The organism is Streptomyces sp. MP131-18, from assembly GCF_001984575.1.
In the GTDB taxonomy this organism is placed as follows: Bacteria; Actinomycetota; Actinomycetes; order Streptomycetales; family Streptomycetaceae; genus Streptomyces; species Streptomyces johnsoniae.
In genome coordinates, this window is record NZ_LZNS01000001.1 from 4717553 (window position 1) to 4731644 (window position 14092).

At 74.3% G+C, this 14092-nt stretch carries 14 protein-coding genes; 6 read left to right on the forward strand and 8 right to left on the reverse strand.

The features are described 5' to 3' along the window. The 3 genes from STBA_RS37900 to STBA_RS21480 all read right to left on the reverse strand — a co-directional run. On the reverse strand, window positions 1-754 hold a 754-nt coding region (locus STBA_RS37900; protein WP_216355949.1), incomplete at its 3' end, for a futalosine hydrolase. Then, window positions 738-1319 (reverse strand): hypothetical protein, encoded by a 582-nt coding sequence (locus STBA_RS21475; protein WP_077060811.1) that lies wholly within the window; start codon window positions 1317-1319, stop codon window positions 738-740. The genes STBA_RS21475 and STBA_RS37900, both read right to left, overlap by 17 nt. 28 nt (window positions 1320-1347) lie before the next feature. Next, the gene (locus STBA_RS21480) at window positions 1348-2745 is read right to left on the reverse strand and encodes an MFS transporter (RefSeq protein ID WP_077060812.1); all 1398 of its coding nucleotides are present in this window, start codon (window positions 2743-2745) and stop codon (window positions 1348-1350) included. Between the two features lie 289 nt (window positions 2746-3034). On the opposite strand from STBA_RS21480, the gene STBA_RS21485 reads away from it, so the two are divergent. Further along, window positions 3035-3784: a DUF3027 domain-containing protein gene (locus STBA_RS21485; protein ID WP_077060813.1), complete on the forward strand. Its 750-nt coding sequence runs from the start codon at window positions 3035-3037 to the stop codon at window positions 3782-3784. Between the two features lie 25 nt (window positions 3785-3809). On the opposite strand, the gene STBA_RS21490 is transcribed toward STBA_RS21485, so the two are convergent. Next, complete coding sequence (locus tag STBA_RS21490; protein WP_077060814.1) at window positions 3810-4529, reverse strand: sulfite exporter TauE/SafE family protein; 720 nt, start codon at window positions 4527-4529, stop codon at window positions 3810-3812. 85 nt (window positions 4530-4614) lie between these two features. Between STBA_RS21490 and STBA_RS37905 the strand changes: the two genes are divergently transcribed. After that, window positions 4615-7737 (forward strand): molecular chaperone Hsp90, encoded by a 3123-nt coding sequence (locus STBA_RS37905; RefSeq protein ID WP_077060815.1) that lies wholly within the window; start codon window positions 4615-4617, stop codon window positions 7735-7737. Beyond that, the gene (locus tag STBA_RS21500) at window positions 7725-8546 is read left to right on the forward strand and encodes an endo alpha-1,4 polygalactosaminidase (RefSeq protein WP_253194893.1); all 822 of its coding nucleotides are present in this window, start codon (window positions 7725-7727) and stop codon (window positions 8544-8546) included. Before STBA_RS37905 ends, STBA_RS21500 begins: the two co-directional genes overlap by 13 nt. A gap of 7 nt (window positions 8547-8553) precedes the next feature. Here STBA_RS21500 and STBA_RS21505 read toward each other — a convergent pair whose 3' ends face one another. Continuing rightward, window positions 8554-8826, reverse strand: coding sequence for a DUF2530 domain-containing protein (locus STBA_RS21505; protein ID WP_077060816.1), 273 nt, complete (start codon window positions 8824-8826; stop codon window positions 8554-8556). A 110-nt stretch (window positions 8827-8936) separates the two neighbouring features. Between STBA_RS21505 and STBA_RS21510 the strand changes: the two genes are divergently transcribed. Then, window positions 8937-9392, forward strand: coding sequence for a MarR family transcriptional regulator (locus STBA_RS21510; RefSeq protein WP_077060817.1), 456 nt, complete (start codon window positions 8937-8939; stop codon window positions 9390-9392). A 35-nt stretch (window positions 9393-9427) separates the two neighbouring features. Further along, window positions 9428-10759 carry an MFS transporter gene (locus tag STBA_RS21515; protein ID WP_077060818.1) on the forward strand — a complete coding sequence of 444 codons (1332 nt, stop codon included), beginning with the start codon at window positions 9428-9430 and terminating at the stop codon, window positions 10757-10759. On the opposite strand, the gene STBA_RS21520 is transcribed toward STBA_RS21515, so the two are convergent. Beyond that, window positions 10749-11318 (reverse strand): GNAT family N-acetyltransferase, encoded by a 570-nt coding sequence (locus STBA_RS21520; protein ID WP_077060819.1) that lies wholly within the window; start codon window positions 11316-11318, stop codon window positions 10749-10751. The two genes, STBA_RS21515 and STBA_RS21520, sit on opposite strands and share 11 nt — an antisense overlap. 46 nt (window positions 11319-11364) lie before the next feature. Between STBA_RS21520 and thpR the strand changes: the two genes are divergently transcribed. Further along, window positions 11365-11916 carry an RNA 2',3'-cyclic phosphodiesterase gene (thpR, locus tag STBA_RS21525; protein ID WP_077063485.1) on the forward strand — a complete coding sequence of 184 codons (552 nt, stop codon included), beginning with the start codon at window positions 11365-11367 and terminating at the stop codon, window positions 11914-11916. 297 nt (window positions 11917-12213) lie between these two features. Here the strand turns inward: thpR and STBA_RS21530 are convergent, their stop codons facing one another. Both STBA_RS21530 and STBA_RS21535 read right to left on the reverse strand, forming a co-directional pair. Beyond that, window positions 12214-13209: an aldo/keto reductase gene (locus STBA_RS21530; protein WP_077060820.1), complete on the reverse strand. Its 996-nt coding sequence runs from the start codon at window positions 13207-13209 to the stop codon at window positions 12214-12216. 98 nt (window positions 13210-13307) lie between these two features. Beyond that, window positions 13308-13835, reverse strand: coding sequence for a hypothetical protein (locus STBA_RS21535; RefSeq protein ID WP_077060821.1), 528 nt, complete (start codon window positions 13833-13835; stop codon window positions 13308-13310). Between the last annotated feature and the right edge of the window lie 257 nt (window positions 13836-14092).

Below are 14092 nucleotides of genomic sequence, written 5' to 3' on the forward strand. Positions count from 1 at the left end.
TCCAGGTGTCGAGTACGGGCCAGGTGGCGGCGAACGCGGCGGTCAGCGCCCGCAGGGCCGCCGGAATCCGCCACGCGTCGCGGTCGCGCGGGCCGACGGCGTTGGAGACGGTGCGGATCTCCAGCACGGGAACGCCGTGCAGCGCGGCGGCCGTCGCCACGCCGAACCCCTCCATCGCCTCCGCGGCGGCGCCGCGGTGACGGCCGGCCAGCTCCGCGGCCCGCTGGGCACTGCCCGTCGCGGCCTGGACGGTGAGCACCGGGCCGAACGCGGCGCCGGTGGCCGCGGCGACCGCGCGGGCCAGCCGTTCGGGCGGCCGGTGGGCGGCCACGCCGAACCCGAGCTCCTCGATGCCGAGGAACCCGTCGGGGGTGTGGCTGCCCAGGTCGGCGGCCACGATCGAAGAGGCGACCACCGTCGCCTCCACGGCGACGGCGGGACCGAAGCCGCCGCCCACGCCCGCCGACACCACGAGCCCGTACGGCTCCGGCGCGCCCGCCAGCACGGCCGAGGCGGTCGCCGCCGCGGCGGCGGGGCCGACGCCCGCGGCCACCGCGTCCACCGTCAGCCGCGTCCCCGCCGGGCGGCCCCGGAAGCGCGCCGGGCCCCCGCCCGGCAGCTCCGCCACCGGCTCGCCGCCCTCCCGCGGCTCGCGCGCGAGGGCGGCGAGCACCGCGTCCCGCTCCGCGGGCACCGCGGTGACCACGAGGACCTTCAGCGGCGGAGCGCCGCCCGCCTCAGACGTCGGACTCAAGATCGACGTTCCACACGCCCTCGAAGGAGCCGAACAGCCGTTCCTCGTACTGCTCCTGCGACTCGGAGTTCCAGATGGCCTCCGCGTCGTAGTCCTCGCTCACCTGGGCCACGACGACCCGCAGGTCGCCGCGCTCCGGCAGCGCGCCCGTCGTCTGGTTCTGCTGCTGCTGGCTCTGCCGCAGCCGGTCCACCTCGAACGTCTGGTAGGTGGAGGTGAACGGCGTCGCGTCGTGCAGCAGCCCGTTGTAGAAAACCAGCCAGCCGGTGTCGGCGACCTCGGGGTCCACCCCGATGCGGAACGTGGACCCGACCCCGGCGGTGAACGCGGGAACGCCGTCCTCGCCGTCCAGGCACTCGCGCACCCGGTCCACGCCCAGCGGCTCGTCGTGCCCGTGGCACTCCTCCGCGGTCTCCCGCGAGGCGGTGTGCGAACCGAGCGTGAAGTGTGCGCTCGGGCTCGGCTTCTGGCAGCCGGACAGTGCGAGGAGCCCCAGCGAGGCGGTGCCGAGCGCGACGGTGGTGCGGGCGGCCCGGCGGCCCTTGCTGGTGGCGAGCGCAGTCATGCGGGCAGGTTAACCCGCTGGGGACGGCTCACCGGACGCGGGGGTGCGGCGTGCCGCGGCGGGCGGCGGACAGCAGACTGCGGATCGTCACGACCGTTCCGCAGGACACCACGACCGCGGCGACCGTCATCCCCAGCGTGCCGTTCAGCGGCAGCATGATCCCGACCGCGCCGCCCGCCACCCACGCCATCTGGAGCGTCGTCTCCGAACGTGCGAACGCGGAAGTGCGCACGACCTCCGGCACGTCCCGCTGGATCATCGCGTCGAGCGACAGCTTGCCCAGCGCCTGGCAGATTCCGGCCGCCGCGCACACCGCCACGACCGTGGCGGACAGATAGGTGGCGGCGGCGGTGACCGTGCAGGTCAGCGCGAGCAGCAGCACCGTCAGCAGGATGCGTTCCGGCGACCTGTCCCGCAGCCAGTTCCCCAGCAGGTTGCCCAGTGCGTTCCCCGTGCCCGCGGCCACCCCGACCAGGCCGAGCGAGAACGCGGCGGTCAGTCCTGGCAGCGACTCGTTGCGCAGCAGGAACGCCATGAAGAACAGCAGGAAGCCGGACAGGGCGCGCAGCGACGCGTTCGCCAGCAGCGCCTTGAACACCGGCGAGTCCACCGCGCGCAGCACCCCGCGCGGCCCGTCGTCGCGGTTCTGCGACTTCGCGGCCCGCGCCTCCGCCAGCTCCGCGAGGTGCACCTTCCGCTCACCGCGGGCCAGGTCCACCTGCCCGGGCAGCCGGAAGGAGAGGAACGCGCCGATGACGGTGATCGCGCACGCCCCGTACAGCGGCCAGCGCTCGCCCAGCGCGTTCAGCGCGAGACCGACCGGGGCGGCGGCGCCGGCCGCGATGAGGCCGGTCAGCGTGATCCGCGCGTTGGCCTTCACCAGCGAGATGCGCGACGGCAGCAGTCGCGGGACGACCGCGGCCCGCACGATGTTGTACGCCTTGGAACACACCATCACCCCCAGCGCCGCCGGGTACAGTTCCATCCCGCCGGTGACCACCGCGCCCGAAATGACCAGCGCGAGACCGCCCCTGGCCAGCAGCGCCCCCGCCATCGCGGCCCGCCGCCCGTGCGGCAGCCGGTCCAGCAGCGGCCCGATGACCGGGGCGAGCAGGACGAACGGGGCCATGGTGACGGCCAGATACAGCGCGACCCGGCCGCGTGCCTCGTCCGTGGGCACCGAGAAGAAGATGGTGGAGGCCAGCGCCATCGTGATCATCATGTCGCCGGCCGAGTGCACCGCGTGCAGCTCGATCAGCTTCGACAGGCCGGACTCGCCCGCGCCGTGCGCGTTCGTCGCCCGGCGGATGCGGCGGCCGACGGTCCGCGGCACCACGGACAGCACGCGGCCCGCCGCCCGGACCGTCCGGGGGAAACCCCCGGCGCCGGACGTGCTCTTGGTGCGGGACGAGCTGCCTGCGGCCACGGCGCAAGCCTAAAGGCTGAACGCTCCCCGGCCCCTGCTTCTCACCTCCCCTTTACCGCGGTTTACGCCGGGCGCCCCCGGCGGCGGGTGCGCCCGGCCCGCGCGTCGGCCGCCCGAGCCGTGCGGTAGCGTGGGCGGACGGTGCGCCTTGCCTCGTACAGCTCGACGTCGCAGCGGTCCAGCGTCCGCTCCGTCGGCTCCGTTCGCCTCCAGGCGCCCGGCACCGGACAACGGCGTAGGAGTGAGTTCAGTTGAACAACGGGCACGGGGAGATGCTGTGAGTGCAGGGATGCGGAGCCGGACCCCCGACCAGTTGTGTGCCGAGGCGGTGGAGCTGGCCAGGGAGGCCGCGGCCGAGGCCGCGTACCCCCACTCCCTCGGCGAGTACCTCGGCGCGGTCGCCGAGGGCGACCGGCTCGTCACCCATCTGTTCGGCAGCGAGGAGCCCGGCTACCCGGGCTGGCGCTGGGGCGTCACCGTCACCAGGGCCTCGCGCGCCCGCCTCGTCACGGTCGACGAGGTGGCGCTCACGCCGGGCCCCGAGGCGCTGCTCGCCCCCGACTGGGTGCCGTGGCACGAGCGGCTGCGGCCGGGCGACCTGGGTCCCGGCGACCTGCTGCCGACCGACGCGGACGATCCGCGCCTTGAGCCGGGCTTCGCCGGCGAGGCGCCCGAGTCCGAGCCGGCGGAGCGTGCCACCGTCGCCGACGTCGCCGCCGAACTCGGCCTGGGCAGGCCCCGGGTGCTGTCCGTGCTGGGCCGCACCGAGGCGGCCGAGCGCTGGGAGGACGGCTTCGGCCCGCGGACCCCGACCGCTCAGTCGGCCCCGGCCAGCTGCGTGAGCTGCGGCTTCCTGCTGCCGATGGCCGGTTCGCTGCGGCAGGCGTTCGGGGTGTGCGGCAACGAGTACTCCCCGGCCGACGGGCACGTCGTCTCGCTGTCCTTCGGCTGCGGCGGGCATTCGGAGGCCGCGGTGATGCCGGAGCCGCCGCAGCCGGCGCCGCCGGTGATCGACCACCTGGGGGCCGACCCGCTGTGACGCCGCGGGCGCGCGTTCAGACGTTTCAAAGCAGGGCGCGCGCGAGCAGGCTCACGCCGGAGGCGGCGACCACCCACAGCAGCGCGGTGCGCAGCCCGTGCGTGCCGAACCGCCGCCGCAGCGGGCCGCCGGCCAGGTAGCCGACCGGCACGAACGGCACCAGCGCGAGCCCGGCACGCACCTGCGCGCCGTCCAGCTCGCCCGACGCGGCGAGCGCGCCGAGCGACATGAGCGCCCCGATGAGGAAGAAGCCGCTCAGCGTCGCCCGCACCCTGGCCGCCTCCTCGTGCTGGTAGAGCAGCGCGACCGGCGGGCCGCCGATGGAGGTGGCGGTGCTGGTGAGGCCGGACAGCGCGCCCGCGGTCAGCAGCAGGGGCGGGTTCAGCGGCAGGCGCACGGACGACAGGGTGGCGGCCACCGCGAGGAGCACCATCGCGCCCACCGCCGCGGCCAGCGCCCGCGGCTGAAGCTGCCCCACCAGCCAGGCCCCGGCCAGCGACCCCGGCAGCCGGGCCGGCAGGCCCCAGGCGAGGCCGCGCCAGTGGATGTGCCGCCATTCGGCGGCCGTGGTCAGCATGGGCAGGAACGGCGTCGTGACGAGGAGGGCGCCCGGCATCAGGGACGGGTCGGCGAAGGCCACCACGGGGGCCGCGACCAGGCCGAGGCCGAGGCCGATGCCGCTCTGCACGGCGGAGCCGAGGAACACGGCGGCACCCGCCAGGAGCAGAAACGATATGTCGGGCATCGGGCAACGAAGCTACCACCGCGCCCGCCCGCGGGCCCGCCGGGCCGGGGGTGGGGGGTCGGTGGCACCCGGTACTGTCGCACCCGTGACCACCGACGACCACGACGATCCCTTCGACACCGAGCGGCTGCGGCACGGTGTCCTCACCGCATGGACGGCCTCCCCGGCCAGGTTCCGCGAGGACGCCAACGCCGAGGAGGACCTCGCCAGGGGCGGTTACCGCGACCGGCTCGTCGTCGAACTGGCGCAGAACGCCGCCGACGCCGCCGCCCGCGGCGGCGGCCCGGGGCGGCTGCGGCTCGCCCTGCGCGACGGCGTGCTCACCGTCGCCAACACCGGCGCGCCGCTCGACGCCGCGGGCGTCGAGTCGCTGTCCACGCTGCGCGCGTCCGCGAAGCGCGACGCGGAGGGCAGCGTCGGCAGGTTCGGCGTCGGCTTCGCCGCCGTGCTCGCCGTCAGCGACGAGCCCGCCGTCGCGAGCGGGGCGGGCGGCGTCCGCTGGTCGCTCGCCGAGGCCGGCGACCTGGCCGCGGCCACCGCCGAGGACAGCCCGCGGCTGCGGGAGGAGCTGGAGCGCAGGGCGGGGCACCGGCACGCCGTTCCGCTGCTGCGGCTGCCGTTCCCGCTGGCCGCGCCCGAGATCCCGGACGGCTTCGACACCGTCGTCACCCTGCCGCTGCGCGACGCGGCGGCCGAGGACCTGGCGGCCCGGCTGCTCGACGCCGTCGACGACACCCTGCTGCTGACCCTCCCCGGCATCGACGAGGTCACCGTCGAGACCGGGGGCGTCACCCGCACCCTGACCCGCCGCCAGTTCGGCCCGTACACGCAGATCACCGAGGAGCCGGGCCCCGCGGGCAGCGCCGTGCGATCCACCCGCTGGCGCGTGTCGACCCGGTCCGGCGAGACCGCGCCCGAGCTGCTGGCCGACCGCCCCATCGAGGAGCGTGAGCGCCGCCACTGGTCGGTGACCTGGGCCGTGCCCGTCGACGCCGAGGGCGCCCCGGTCGCGCCGGCCAGCCCGCCGGTCGTCCACGCCCCGACGCCCACCGACGACGCGCTCGGCCTGCCCGCGCTGCTCATCGCCTCCTTCCCGCTGGAGCCGACCCGCCGCCACGTCGCGCCGGGGCCGCTCACCGACTTCCTCCTCGGCCGGGCCGCCGACGCCTACACCGCGCTGCTCGCCGACTGGCGGCCGGTCACGGGCGAGATCCTGGGCCTGGTGCCGGGCCCGCTCGGCCGCGGCGAGCTGGACGGCGCGCTGCGCGCCCTGCTGCTCCAGCGGCTGCCCACCACCGCGTTCCTGCCCCCCGCCGCCGCGCCGCCGGTCCAGGAGGAGCCGGAGAACGAGGTGCCGGTCGCGCTGCGGCCCACCGACGCCGAGCTGGTCGAGCGGGCGGGCGCCGACACCGTTTCCGTGCTGGCCGAGCTGTTCCCCGTGCTGCTGCCCGCCGGGCTCGAACGCCGTGCCGAGCTGCGCGTCCTCGAGGTCGCGCGGGTCTCCCTCGGCGAGGTCATCGACCGGCTGGCCGGGGTGGAGCGCCCGCCCGGCTGGTGGTGGCGGCTGTACGACTCGCTGGCCGGTGTCGACCCCGATCTGCTGACCGGCCTGCCCGTTCCGCTGGCCGACGGCCGCACGACCGTCGGCCCGCGCCGCGTGCTGCTGCCGGTGCCGGGCGGCGAGGCCGCGGACCTCGGCCGCCTCGGCCTGAAGGTCGCGCACCCGGAGGCGGCGCACCCGCTGCTGGAGAAGCTGGGCGCGGGGCCCGCCACGCCGCGCGCCGTGCTGGCCACCGCGCAGGTGCGGGCGGCCGTCGCCGCCTCGGCCGACGTGGAGGTGTGGGACGAGGACGCGATCCCGGCCGCCGAGCTGGCCGAGACGGTGCTCGCCCTGGTCCGCGACGCCGGTCTGGTGCCGGGCGACGAGCCGTGGCTCGCCGCGCTCGCGCTGCCGGACGAGGACGGCGAGCTGACGCCCGCGGGCGAGCTGGTCTACCCGGGCAGCCCGTTCCAGCGCGTCATCCAGGAGGGCGAGCTCGCCGCCTGCGACCCGGACCTGGCCGCCCGCTGGGGCGAGCAGCCGCTGACGGCCGTCGGCGTGCAGGCCGACTTCGCGGTCATACGGGCCGCAGACGTGGTGCTCGACCCGGACGAGCTGGAGCCGCGCGAGGGCGACTACGCCGAGCCGGACGACGCCGGTCTGCTCGACGCCGTGGACGTGTGGTGCGAGGACACCCTGGACGCGCTGCCGGACGCCGCCCTGCCGCCCGTCGCGACCGAGGTGGTCGCCGTCCGCGACCTGGAGCTGGTCGACGAGGACCACTGGCCCGAGGTGCTGTCCCTGCTGTCCCGCCCGCCGTTCCGCGAGGCGCTGACCACGCCCGTCCGCGTCCGCATGCCGGACGGCTCCTTCGAACGGGCCCGTTCCTACACGGCGTGGTGGCTGCGCGGGGCCCCCATCCTCGCGGGCCGCCGTCCGGCCGGGCTGCGCGCGGCGGACGGCGATCCGCTGCTCGCCCGGCTCTACGAGGACGCCGACACCTCGGACGTCGACGAGGAGGTGCTGCACGCCCTGGGCGTGCGCACCACCGCCCGCGCGCTGCTCGCCGAGCCGGGCGGCGCGGCCGACCTCCTGGCGCGCCTCGCCGACCCGGCGCGCGAGGTCACCCCGACGCAGCTGCACGGCCTGTACGCGCTGCTCGCCGGGCTCGATCCGGAAGAGGTCACGCTGCCCGACGAGCTGCGCGCCGTCGTCGACGGCACGGCCGCGGTCGTCGCGGCCGCGGACGCGCTGGTCGCCGACGCCCCGGACCTGCTGCCGCTGGCCGGTGGGCGCGCGCTGCTGCCCGTTCCGCCGCAGCGGGCCGCCGCGCTGGCCGCGGTGCTGGACGTGCGCACGCTGAGCGCCGCCGTGCCGGCCGAGCCGCCGGGCGGCGGCACGGAGCGCGACGTTCCCGAGGAGGCCCGCGCGCTGCTGGGCGAGGCGACGCCGCCCCGGTACGTGGAGCACGACGAGCTGGTCGTGTCCGCGGTCGAGCTGGACTGGCGCCTCGCCGCGGACGGCGTCCTGCACGCCGCGACCGTGGAGGGCCTGGCCGCCGGGCTCGCCTGGGCCGCCGGGCAGTGGCCGCGCCGTTTCGAGCTGGCCGCGCTGCTTGAGGACCCGTCGCGCACGGAGGAGCTGGAGACCGCGCGGTGGTTCGACTGAGGAATGCGGGCCCCGCGGGCCCCGCGCTGCTGCTGCTCCTCGTCACCGCCTGCTCGGCCGGGGAGACCGCCGACGACGCGGCCGGCGGCACGGCCGCGGAACGGGCGGCGGAGCCGTGGCGGCCCGCGCCCGGGCTCGACTGGCAGTGGCAGCTCACGGGCCCGCTCGACCTGGCGGTCGACGTTCCGGTCTACGACATCGACGGCTTCGAGTCGGACGCGGCGGATGTCGCCGCCCTGCACGAGCGCGACGTGCGGGTCATCTGCTACGTCAACGCCGGAGCCTGGGAGGACTTCCGCCAGGACCGGGACGCCTTCCCCGCCGGGCTGCTCGGCGAGGGCAACGGCTGGGAGGGCGAACGCTGGCTCGACATCCGGCAACTGGACGCGCTGCGCCCGCTGATGGCCGCGCGCTTCGACCTGTGCCGCGACAAGGGCTTCGACGCGGTGGAGCCCGACCTCCTGGACGGCTACCTGAACGAGACGGGTTTCCCGCTGACCGCGGACGACCAGCTCGCGTACAACCGCATGATCGCCGAGCTGGCGCACGAACGCGGCCTGTCCGTGGGCCTGAAGAACGACCTGCCGCAGATCCCCGAGCTGGTCGGCGACTTCGACTTCGCGGTCAACGAGGAGTGCGCCGAATTCGGCGAGTGCGCCGCCCTGACCCCGTTCATCGAGGCGGGCAAGGCCGTCTTCCACGTGGAATACGCCCTGGACACCGAGGAGTTCTGCGCCACCACCACGGCACTCGGGCTCAGCTCGATGGCGAAGCGCCTCGACCTCGACGCCTGGCGCGACCCGTGCTGAGCGGGCTTCAGCCCGCGGGCTCGCCGCTCCCCGCGGCGCGGGCGATCGCCGCCTCGCGGCGGCGGACGAACCACAGGCCGAAGAGGCCGAGCCCGGCACCGGCCAGGCACGTCCAGATCCACCACTCGTGCCCGCGGTCGGCGTACCAGACGTAGAACGGCACCTGCACGACGAACAGCACGGCCCACACGACCGTGCCGACGAGGACCGTGGCCACCACGTTGCCCTCCAGGGGCTCGGGCGCCTCCCGCTTGCCGTCCGTGAAATCACCCCAGCGCATTCCCGCAGCCTACCGGGGGCGCCGGGAGAGACGGATCACTCAGGTGGGTGCACGGGGAATGTACAGTGCTCGCCGTTCGTCATATATTTCGTTAGGCAAGCTAATGAGCGATGGCGGTGCTGATGCCCAACGTGAAGCTGGACGAGCCTGACGACGCGGACGCGGTGAACACCCTGCGGATCGGCGTACTGCGGCTGTCCCGCCGGATGCGTCACCTGAGCGTGGACAGGACACTGAGTCTGGCCGAACTGTCCGCGCTCGGCACGCTCGCGCGATGCGGGCCGATGACGCCGGGGGAGCTGGCCAGGAAGGAGCACGTCCAGCCGCCCTCGATGACGCGCATCATCGCGCTGCTCCAGGAGCGCGGCCTCGTCGCGCTCGAACCGCATCCGGAGGACCGGCGGCAGAAGCTCGTGGCCGCCACCGGCCAGGCCGAGGAGATGCTGGAGGCGAGCCGCGGCCAGCGGAACACCTGGCTGGCCGACCTCGCCGGTGAGCTGGACGAGGAGGAGTGGGCCGCACTGCGCGCCGCCGCGCCCGTGCTGCACAAGCTTGCGCATCTTTAGGAGAGACAGGACAGACGCACGAAGGAGTGTTCCCCTTGAGTCCGGGACCCGGAGCCGACTCCGCACCCGCATCCCTGACCACGACCGACAAGATATCCACCTTCAGTTCCTTCCGCGTCCGCAACTACCGGATTCACTTCCTCGGTTCCTCGGTGTCCAACATCGGCACCTGGATGCAGCGCATCGCCCAGGACTGGCTCGTGCACGAGCTGACCCATTCCGCCGCCGCCGTCGGCATCACCCTCGCCCTCCAGTTCCTGCCGATGCTGCTGTTCGGCCTCTGGGGCGGCGTGCTCGCCGACCGGTTCGACAAGCGCAAGCTGATGCTCGGCACGCAGGTCGTGCTCGGGCTCACCGGCCTCGCCCTGGCCGCCCTCACGTTCAGCGGCGCCGTGCACGCCTACCACGTCTACGCGCTGGCCTTCGTCGTCGGCCTCGCGACCGTCGTGGACAACCCCGCCAGGCAGGCGTTCGTCTCCGAGATGGTCGGGCCGCAGCTGCTGCGCAACGCCGTCTCGCTGAACTCGGCCAACTTCCAGTCCGCCCGGCTGATCGGCCCCGCCGTCGCCGGCATCGTGATCACGGGCGTGGGCAGCGGCTGGGCGTTCCTGTTCAACGGCCTGTCCTTCATCGCGCCGATCACCGGCCTGCTGATGATGCGCACCTCCGAGCTGACCCCGGCCGAACGCGCCCCCCGCGGCAGGGGCCAGCTCCGCGAGGGCCTGCGGTACGTCGGCAGCCGCCCCGAGCTGCTGTGGCCGATCGTCCTGCTCGGCTTCGTCGGCACCTTCGGCTACAACTTCGCGATCTGGCTGGTCGCCTTCACCGACCAGGTCTTCCACGCCGACGCCGGTACCTACGGCCTGCTGAACTCGCTCATGGCGATCGGCTCCGTGGCCGGGGCACTGCTCGCCGCGCGGCGCGGCAGCCGCCGGATGCGCTTCACGGTGGCCGCGGCGCTGCTGTTCGGCACGCTGCTGATGGTGGCCGCCGCGGCGCCGACGTTCCTCGTCTTCGCCCTGCTCATGCCGGTGGTCGGCGTGGTCGCCATGACGTTCCAGGTCACCGCGAACGCGGGCATACAGCTGCACAGCGATCCGGCGATGCGCGGCCGGGTCATCAGCCTGATGATGATGGTCTTCGTCGGCGGGACGCCGTTCGGCGGGCCGCTGATGGGCTGGCTCACCGACGCGTTCGGCGCCAGGGTCGGGCTGCTGACGGGCGGCGCGCTGTGCGCGGGTGCCGCGGTGGGCGTGGCGCTGGTGCTGGCGCGCATCGGCGGGCTGCGGCTGCGGATCAGCCTCAAGGCCGGGAGCCGCGGCGTCGCCCTCGTGCCGCGCGACCCCGAGGAGCTGGCTACGGCGTGAGCGGCGCCGCGGGCGGCTCGGGTGCCGCGGGTGGCTCTTGCGACGCTTGCGGCTCGGCGGACATCCGCCGGGCGAGCAGCTGGCCGGGCCAGTCCCCGACGCTGAACCGTTCGGTGGGCGTGAAGCCCTGGCCGCGGTAGTACGCGACGAGCCGCCCGTCGTCCCCGGCGTAGCAGTCGACCCGGAGCAGGTCGACACCCTGCCGCCGGGTCTCCGCGACGGCGTGCGCGAGCAGCGCGGCGCCGACGCCGCGGCCGGCAAATCTGCGGTCGGTGACGAGCAGGTGCACGTAGACCTCGGGCTCGTCCACCGGCGCGACGTAGTGCCCGGGGCCGGACGTGAGGGTGAGGGAACCGGCCGGTTCCCCGTCGATCTCGGCGATCCACGGATCGCCGGACGCCACCATCTCGCGAACGCGTTCGACCGCCCTGGGCCGCGCCGACCAGGGCTCGGAGCCCCACTGGCCGGTGCGCCCGAGACCGGCCAGCCACGCCACCGCGCCGTCGAGCAACCCGAGAATGACCGGAAGGTCGTCCAATCCACCCTGCCTGATCTTCATATGGGGGATGCTAGAGCCTTGGGCCCAGGATGCGGGAGGGATGCCGATGCGGCTGTTCACTGCGGTGCTGCCGCCGCCGGAGGCCATGACCGAGCTGTCCGAGGCCGTGGCCGCGGTGCGGAACGGCGGCGCGCTGCCGCAGCCCCCCGGGCTGCGCTGGTCCGACCCGGCGGGCTGGCACGTCACGGTGGCCTACTACGGCGAGGTCGCCGAGGACCGGCTGCCAGGGCTGCGGGAACGGCTGGCCGCGGCCGCGGCGGCCAGGCCCCCGTTCGGACTGCGGCTGGCGGGGGGCGGCACCTTCGGGGAACGGGTCCTGTGGACCGGGCTCGCGGGCGAGACGGCGGCCCTGCACGCCCTGTCCGCCGCGGCAGCGGAAGCCGGCCCCGCGGTGGACCAGTACGACGCGTACCGCCCGCACCTGACGCTGGCCCTCGGCACCCGCGGCGAGACCACCGGCCCCCCACTCGGCCCGCTCGCCGCCGCACTGGGCGGCTTCGCGAGCCGGCCCTTCCGGGTGGAGCGGCTCGTGCTGATGGCCAGCGAGCCCGAACGGGGGTTCTCGGTGCGGGCCGCGTGGCCACTGGGCGTACCGTAAACACTGTGAACGCCAAGACACGCACGCGGATCGTCAGCGCCGCACTCGTCGTGCTCCTCGCCGTGGTGGCCCTGGCAGCCGCCTTCGGCTAGGCCCTGTCCGGCCGATCTTGCCGGGCCCGCGACGCCAGCTACGGCACCTCGCTGCGTTACCGAATCGCGCGAATACGGACAGGTATGAGCTGCGATCCGGCGCCTTGCGATGCACCGCATCTGACGCCGCGGGCTTATCCGACAAGATCGACAGGACAGGACCTAGGTGCGCTGGGCCCGCTGGCCCGCCCCCGCGAAGGGCGGGCTACCAGGCGAACGCCTCGGGGGAAGGACCCGGGCCGGGGAAGACCTCGTCCAGGCCCGCGAGCAGGTCGGCCGGCAGGTCGAGGGAGACGGCCCGCACCGCCGAGTCGAGCTGTTCGCGCACGCGCGGGCCGACGATCGGGCCGGTGACGCCGGGCCTGGTCAGCAGCCAGGCGAGTGCCACCTCGCCCGGGGCCAGCCCGTGCTTCTCGACCAGGTCCTCGTAACGCTGCACCTGCGCGCGCTGCGCGCTGTCCGCGAGCGCCGAGGCGGACCGCCCGCCCCCGCTGCGGCTGCCGCCGCCCTCGCGTTCCTTGCGGAGCGCGCCGCCGAGCAGCCCGCCGTGCAGCGGCGACCACGGGATGACGCCGAGGCCGTAGTCCTCGGCGGCCGGGATGACCTCCATCTCGGCGCGGCGCTCGGCCAGGTTGTACAGGCACTGCTCACTGACCAGGCCGAGGGAGCTGCGCCGGGCGGCGGCCTCGTTCGCCTGGGCGATGTGCCAGCCCGCGAAGTTCGACGAGCCGGCGTAGAGGATCTTGCCCTGCTGCACCAGCACGTCCATGGCCTGCCAGATCTCGTCCCACGGCGTGTTCCGGTCGACGTGGTGGAACTGGTACAGGTCGATGTGGTCGGTCTGGAGCCGCTTCAGGCTGGCGTCCACGGCCCGGCGGATGTTGACCGCCGAGAGTTTGTCGTGATTGGGCCACGCGGGTCCGTCGCCGGCCATGTTGCCGTTCACCTTGGTGGCGAGGACGACCTTGTCGCGCCGCTCGCCGCCCCTGGCGAACCAGGTGCCGATGATCTCCTCGGTCCTGCCTTTGTTCTCGCCCCACCCATAGACGTTGGCCGTGTCGAAGAAGTTGACCCCCGCGTCCAGCGCCGCGTCCATGATCGCGTGGCTGTCCGCCTCGTCGGTCAGTGGACCGAAGTTCATCGTCCCGAGCACCAGTCGGCTGACCTTCAGTCCCGTGCGTCCCAGCTGTGTGTACTCCATGCCCTCAAGCCAACGCCGTGGAGTGCGCTCCAGGCAAGACAAAAACGGCCGCCGGCGTCCCCCCGGACGCCGGCGACCGCCGCGGTGAAGCGATGAGCCTACTGCTGGGGCGCGCGGGCCTTCGTGGCGAGCACGCCGGCGGCGGCGACCGCCACCAGGGAGCCGAGGACCACGATCCACACGCCGAAGGCGCTGGAGAAGTCGATGCCCTCCATGAACCCGTCCAGCTGCTCGCCGGAGAGCTCCCCGCCGGTCTCGTCCTCGACGTAGGTGCGCGCGAGCTTCTCCGGGTCGAGGAAGTTGAGCACACCGAAGACCAGCGTGACCAGGCTGGGCACGATGGAGCCCGCCGCGGCCATCAGGTTCTGCTTGACGAGCCCGAAGGCGAGCAGGCCGAGCGCCAGCAGGGAGGTGATCAGCGTGAACATGCCGTCACCGTCCAGGCCGGACACGGTGTCGGAGGTGCCCTCGACGTCGACCGAGGTCCAGGCGAGGAACGAGCCGAGCAGGGCGAGTGCCGACCCGCCTATGCCGGCGAGCAGCAGGTTCTTGATGATCGGGTTCGCCGCGGCGCCCCCCGTGGGCGCCGGCGCGAACGGCTGAGGGTTTTGACCGTATGCACTCATGGGCAGAACGTAGGGAGGGGCGATTCTCAGCCGCAACGGGCTTGCCCTCTATGTCGCTTATGCCGGTTTTATCTTCGCCGATGCGACGCGCCTTGTGCGCAACTCTTCCCCATCAGGAATCACATCTCCCACTTGCGTACCGGGCCGACGCTCCCGGACTCCGCCGTAGACCGGGAGCCCTCTGCGGGCCGACCCGCAACGCTGTCTGAAACTAGCCGAACATGTTCGACCAGAGACGGACGTCACCCGCACGAGGC